We start from the raw sequence: 6,324 nt of genomic DNA on the forward strand, positions 1-6,324 counted from the left end.
GTGAAAAATATTATACAGGTCGTGACCTTACGGAATACAAGAACAGAAAAAAACGTGATATTGCACTTTTTACCGCATATCTCGGCACGGGCTGTCGTGTGAGTGAACTTATCAACCTTGATATTCGTGACGTGTGCTTTGATACTTCGTCATTCGTTGTCACCCGTAAGGGCGGTGACGAACAGGAAATATTTATGCCTGTTCAAGTGGAAAACGAATTGTTTACATATATGCAGGAACGTGTTGAAAACGAAAAAGCAAAAGACGACGCACTTTTTATCAGCCGACTCGGAACACGAATGACCGCACAAGGTGTTGAAAAGGTACTGAAAAAATATTGTGCGACTGTCGGTATATACGACCCCGACAAGGCACGTCCGCACGCATTAAGACGTACATTCGCCTGTAATCTTATCGCTGACGGCATTGATATAAAAATGGTTGCGGAGCTTATGGGACACAAAAACATCGAAGTAACCCACAAATACTACACTCAATACGCAATCGAAAAACGTAAAGAAGTTATGCAGAATTTTGACATTACGGGAAATCGATAAAAAATTGAATACATAAAAAATTTACCGCCGACAGTTTTAACTGACCGGCGGTAATTTTTTTGCAAAAAAATACACACTCCGTAGAGTGTGTATTTTAATTTGCATTAGTCTGTTGTTGTTGAAGTGCTTACGCCTACACTAATATCATTTGTACCATCGTTGAATGTATACTTATAATTTGTATCTACAACGTTTCTTGTAGCTTCATTGTCGTATAGACCTTGCGCGATTATAGCTGCCCAGCAGTTAGCTGCATTATTTGTTGAGTGAAGTCCCTTATCACCGCTTATTTTAGAATTGTCTTCGTTCCAAACAGCATTGTTATATATACCCGCATTATCTTTATCTCCGACAAGTACATATCTTCTTGCTGCATTGTCCAAAGCACCATACTTGTCATTCAAGAATGCATAACTCTTCTTAGCAAGGTCAATAAGATTTGTGCTTGTAACTTCCTCTGCAACTGTTCTGATAGCTGCTGAGTATATTACATCTTCCTCATAATCATGATATGATGCATTAGGAGTTACAAGGAATGTTGTAAGACCCATATCATTTGCAGTAGTAAGCATATCCGTTACAGCTGCCTTCATGTCTGCTTCATTTGAGTGAACTTTATCGTTATATCCGCTTTCAAGAACCATTATATCTCCAGGCTGTGCACTGCCTAAAACATTTGTAAATGCATCAGCTTTCATGCCTGTTGCCCATGCACCGCTGTTACCAAGGTTTACAACTTCTGCACCTGAAATATAATTTTGAAGTACTTGACCCCAACCTGTTCTTACAAGACCTTCTTTACCTTCAGGAGCTGTACCGTAGTAATTAGCAACCAATGAGTCACCGATTACATATACCTTCTTAGTTCTTGTAACGATTGAAGGTGATTTAGAGAATTTAACATTTGTAATTGTTGTACCGCTGCTTTGGTCATCTCTGTAATTGAACTTAGCATAACCTTGTGTAACAACTATATCATATACAGTGTAATCTGTTGACTCTGCAACGTTTCTGCCTATAGTCCAGTTGTCACTGCCTTGGTTTATGTTGTTGAACATCATTTGGTCGTTTACATATACGTCTGTTCTCCTACCGTTGTTAGCTGTAATTGTTACGTTATAGCTGTCTGACGGAACTGCAAGAAGTGTATTCATTGATGTTTCAAAAATAGGTGCGATTTCAACTTTTGCAGCACCTGTTGTATCAACTGTTATAGTCTTTGAACCTGCAGCTTCGGTTGTTAAAGCAATAGGATTCATTTCAGCCAAAGATGTCCAATAGAATACCTTTGTAGTTGTTGTGTTTTCAGCTGTTATTTCAGTACCCTTTTCAACATCAGCCTGTACAATACCCTTAAGTAAACCGTTTTCATATGTAGCGATAATCTTAACACCGTTTTCAGCCGTTTTTGTTACTCTTGCAGCTACTACATCCGCTGCATCAACCTGTGTTTGCTTCACAAGTGTACCGTCAGCTGTTGCAGTTGTTACAAGATACTTCTTAATATTGTCGCCCGATACGATTTTTGTTGTATCCACAACTGTCGAATCGCCGGTTGCGTCTGCATTAATATAATATGTATCAACAGTTACCGGAATTGTTATTTTTGAAACTGCCGTACCGTTTGTTACTGTTGCTGTAACTGTTGTTGAACCTGAACCTACAACAGTAAGCTCACCTGCTTCTGTAATTGTAGCAACATCGGTATTTGATGATGTCCACTTAACATCAGAAAGAAGTGACAATACTTCATCACCGAATGAATCTACAGCACTTGTGAGTACATATTTACCCTTTTCATTATCTGTAGATGTATAAGCCTGAGGACCGTCAGCCTTTAAAGACAATGACTGGAAGTCACCGATAACTACATCTTTTGAAGCAGTCTTTGAAGCAGAAGATGATCCCGTACAAGTAATTGTAATTTTACCCGGTTCTGCTGTATCTGCAACAGAAAGGACACCGTTTTCTATAGTGATACCTGTCATAGCTTTGCCGTCTTTTCTTGACAATGCCCATGTAAATGTTTCACCGTCATTGATAACCGTTTCCGATTTTTGATATTCTCTTGTTATTATTTTACCAGAAACCTTAGCAACGCCCGATACACCGTTGATTGCAAGGTAATCTCTGTTAGGAGTTGTTGCCTTGATTTCCTTAGTCTGAAGCTCACCCAAGTATCTGTACAAGCCTGTACCCAAGCCTGTTACAGCCGTTGCATTGATTGTGTATGGCAATGAAACCGATGTATCATTATATGATACAGTAATAGCCTTGCTATTCTTGTCTACTACGAAGTTTACCGTAAAGTCGCCTGACGGCAAATCATTTGAAAGCAATGCTCCGTTTGTGTATTTGCCTGTATCGTCATACACATTCATTCCGGCAGAACCTGTCCAACCGGTCCAAGCATACAAGCCGTTTGCACTGAATTGAAGACCTACAAGCTTACCGCCGTCTGTGTCAATGTACCATACCTTTTGACTTCCCGAAAGGTAGCTGCCAAAGCCCGCAAAGTTCATATCAACGCTTATGTTTGTCAAATCTGACAAGTTTTCAGAACCCAACGATATTGAATCTCCTCTTGATCCGGATGCTGAAATATATGCACCGTCTTTATTACCGAAATCTGATTCCATGAACAATACGTCGGAATCCTTCAAAGCCAACGGCTTATCCTGTGTAACATTGTCACTGTCAATGCTGATAGTTCCTGTTACGTCATTATAGCCAACTTTCTTCAATGTGTAGTTAATTTCCGTTCCGCTTGTTAAAAGAGGAATTTCAATCTTACCCGTTGCATCTGCATAATAAGTATTATCATCAGTTACCATAGTAGCATATCTTGTTGTATTGATTGTTGCCGTATAGTAAGTTGTATCCGGAATTTCACTGTCTGTCGGCTTACGAAGCTTGATGTTATCTATCTGCATATGAGCCGTATATCGTCCTGATACATAATAAAGTCCCTTTATACCGCCTGCACCGTTTACCGGCATAATTTCATTGTCAACAACGGTTTCGCTTCCTTTTGTCACTGTCAAATAAGCTGTTGTACCGTTTACAACCACCTTATAGTGATACATATTTTCAATACCTGTAGGGATTGTCTTTGTAGAATTTGTTATTGCCCATGATGCTGCATTTGCAGGAGCGTCCATCTTTAATATATATCCGCTTTCACAGCCATAATTTGCATTTTTTTCTTTATAAGCATAATCCGAACCCAATACTGCAAATTGTGAGCCTTGGCTGTCTGAAGCCGCAAATGCCATATCAAATTCTACTACATATTTTGAACCTGCCGCAAGGTCACCGAAAAGCAAATATTGTCCACGGCTATTGGCACTGGCAATATGTGTTGTATCAACCATTTTACCGCCGTTGCCGTCGTCTACCAAAGTAATTGCACTCTGCATGTTTGGCGATACCCAATCAACACTCGCGTCTGCCGCGTCATAATTTTGTTCAAAATAGACATCACTGTCATCTGCCAATTCAACAGCTTCAGACTGCTCATCTTCTGTTACCGCTTCGGTCGATGTTGTTTCATCAGCCAAAGTTATCTCGCTGTCAGCACTAATCGGCTGTTCATCTGTATTTTCGGCAATTGCTGTTACTGCAAAGCCTGTGAAAGCAGATGCTGTTATTGCCAAAGCTGTAATGATTGACAATAGTTTCTTTTTGTTATTCATGTAATCTCTCCCTCTCTTTATTAATTTTATACGGCACACCACCGTACAATATAACATGATAGCTATATTATATACTATTTACTATTTTTTTTCAAGAGTATTTCTACGACTAAAATATTATCACTGATTTTTAAACATTATTTGTTACCTATATTTTTATAAGATATTGATTTTATATCGTTTTTCCCTTATAATAATAAGTAATAAAACAATTCGGAGTGATAAAATATTTTGAGTAAAGCAACACAATTTTTAAAAGGTGCAAGGCTCGGTATGCCTATTGCACTCGGATACATACCCGTTTCATTTTCATTCGGTATGCTTGCCGTACAAAACGGAATACCTGCTTGGGCGGCAATAGTAATTTCAATGACTAACCTTACTTCCGCCGGACAATTTGCCGGTATGAACATAATTTCCGCCGCCGGCGGTATGTGGGAAATGACAATTACAACGTTTGTGATAAATCTTCGATATATGCTTATGTCGCTTTCCCTGTCACAAAAAATCGGTAAAATGTCGCTTGCAAAACGGCTTATAACAGCATTCGGCATAACAGACGAAGTATTCGCCGTTGCGTCAACAACACCGATTGCCATTACATTTCCGTTTATGCTCGGACTGATTGCAATACCGTACATCGGCTGGACACTCGGCACAGTGCTCGGTGCTTTTATAAACAATCTGCTGCCGACATCACTTGCGGACGCAATGGGAATAACATTATACGCAATGTTTATCGCAATAATTATCCCTGCGTCAAGGAGAGATAAAAACGTACTTTTTGTACTTATCGCCGCAGTTATATTGAGTTGCGTTCTGTATTTCGCACTTCCTTTTATATCATCGGGCTGGGCTGTTATCATAACGGCAGTGTTGGCGTCGGCATTCGGTGCGACGTTTTTTCCGCACAATGAGGAGGGCGAAAAATGAAAATGATTGCTTTAATGGCAGTTATGGCAATAGTGACGTACATAATTCGTGCGTTGCCTATAACGCTTTTCAGAAAAGAAATAAAATCAAAATGGCTTAAATCGTTTTTATATTACATACCGTATGCCGTACTCGGTGCTATGACGTTTCCGGCTATATTTTTCTCGACAGGCTCGGTTTTCTCCGCCTCGCTCGGTTTGGTCGGTGCTATGCTTATGGCCTTTTTCGACAAGGGGCTTATGGCTGCCGCTGTTACGTCTGTTGTAATTGCATTTGTAAGCGTATTTTTTGTGTAATATACTACCGAAATTTACATATTATATTATCAGAAAGGAACGGATGTTATGAGCTACGATATTGATTATCTGACACTGCTTTCACAGCAGTATCCGACAGTTAAAGCCGCGTCAACCGAAATCATTCGATTGCAGTCAAGGCAAAAACTGCCGAAACTTACAGAGCATTTTATGAGTGATATTCACGGTGAATACGAATCTTTTTTGCACATATTAAAAAATGCCTCCGGTGTAATCAAGGACAAGATTACGCAAATTTACGGTCGTACGTTGTCCGAACGTGACAGACAAGTTCTCGCCACTCTTATTTATTATCCGGAGCAAAAACTTGAATATATCAAGGACGAAGTGGACGATATTAACGATTGGTACAAAATCACTTTATATCGCCTTATAGAAATATGTCGCGTTGTTGCATCAAAATACACACGTGCAAAAATCAGAGAATTTTTGCCGGAGGCTTTCGGCAGTACAATAGATGAACTTATACACGCAAATACCGATTACGGCTCGGACAAGGAAACATATTATAACGAATCTATTTCAACAATCGTTGAACTCGGACAAGCCGATGATTTTATTGTGGAAATTTCAACGCTTATCCAAACGCTTGCAATCGGTCGTCTGCATATTATAGGCGATATTTTTGACCGTGGTCCGCGAGCCGATATAATTCTTGACACACTGACGAAGTACCACAGTGTCGATATTCAATGGGGCAACCATGATGTTCAGTGGATGGGTGCCGCTGCGGGTAGTTTGGCTTGTATTGCAAATGTGCTTGCTATTTCCACCAAGTATTCAAACTTTGACTGTCTTGAGGACGGTTACGGAATTAATATG

Annotated in this window: 5 protein-coding genes; 4 read left to right on the top strand and 1 reads right to left on the bottom strand. The window is 39.8% G+C overall.

What is annotated here, in order from left to right:
* The coding region (locus ACLTU0_RS10100) for a tyrosine-type recombinase/integrase (RefSeq protein WP_412322312.1) at positions 1 to 557 on the top strand (557 nt) is incomplete at its 5' end.
* 104 nt (positions 558 to 661) lie between these two features.
* On the opposite strand, the gene ACLTU0_RS10105 is transcribed toward ACLTU0_RS10100, so the two are convergent.
* Positions 662 to 4,252, bottom strand: a complete 3,591-nt coding sequence (locus ACLTU0_RS10105) for an Ig-like domain-containing protein (protein ID WP_412322313.1) — start codon at positions 4,250 to 4,252, stop codon at positions 662 to 664.
* Positions 4,253 to 4,525: 273 nt separating this feature from the next.
* Between ACLTU0_RS10105 and ACLTU0_RS10110 the strand changes: the two genes are divergently transcribed.
* The 3 genes from ACLTU0_RS10110 to ACLTU0_RS10120 form a co-directional block, all read left to right on the top strand.
* The gene (locus tag ACLTU0_RS10110; RefSeq protein ID WP_147513699.1) at positions 4,526 to 5,185 is read left to right on the top strand and encodes an AzlC family ABC transporter permease; all 660 of its coding nucleotides are present in this window, start codon (positions 4,526 to 4,528) and stop codon (positions 5,183 to 5,185) included.
* Entirely contained in the window at positions 5,182 to 5,481 is a 300-nt protein-coding gene (locus ACLTU0_RS10115) for an AzlD domain-containing protein (protein WP_308456410.1), read from the top strand. Before ACLTU0_RS10110 ends, ACLTU0_RS10115 begins: the two co-directional genes overlap by 4 nt.
* 48 nt (positions 5,482 to 5,529) lie before the next feature.
* Positions 5,530 to 6,324 (top strand): fructose-bisphosphatase class III (locus tag ACLTU0_RS10120; RefSeq protein ID WP_412322315.1); only part of this gene is annotated, 795 nt, incomplete at its 3' end.

Origin of the sequence: Hominilimicola sp. (genome assembly GCF_046972485.1) — a bacterium.
GTDB lineage: Bacteria > Bacillota > Clostridia > UBA1381 > UBA1381 > Hominilimicola > Hominilimicola fabiformis.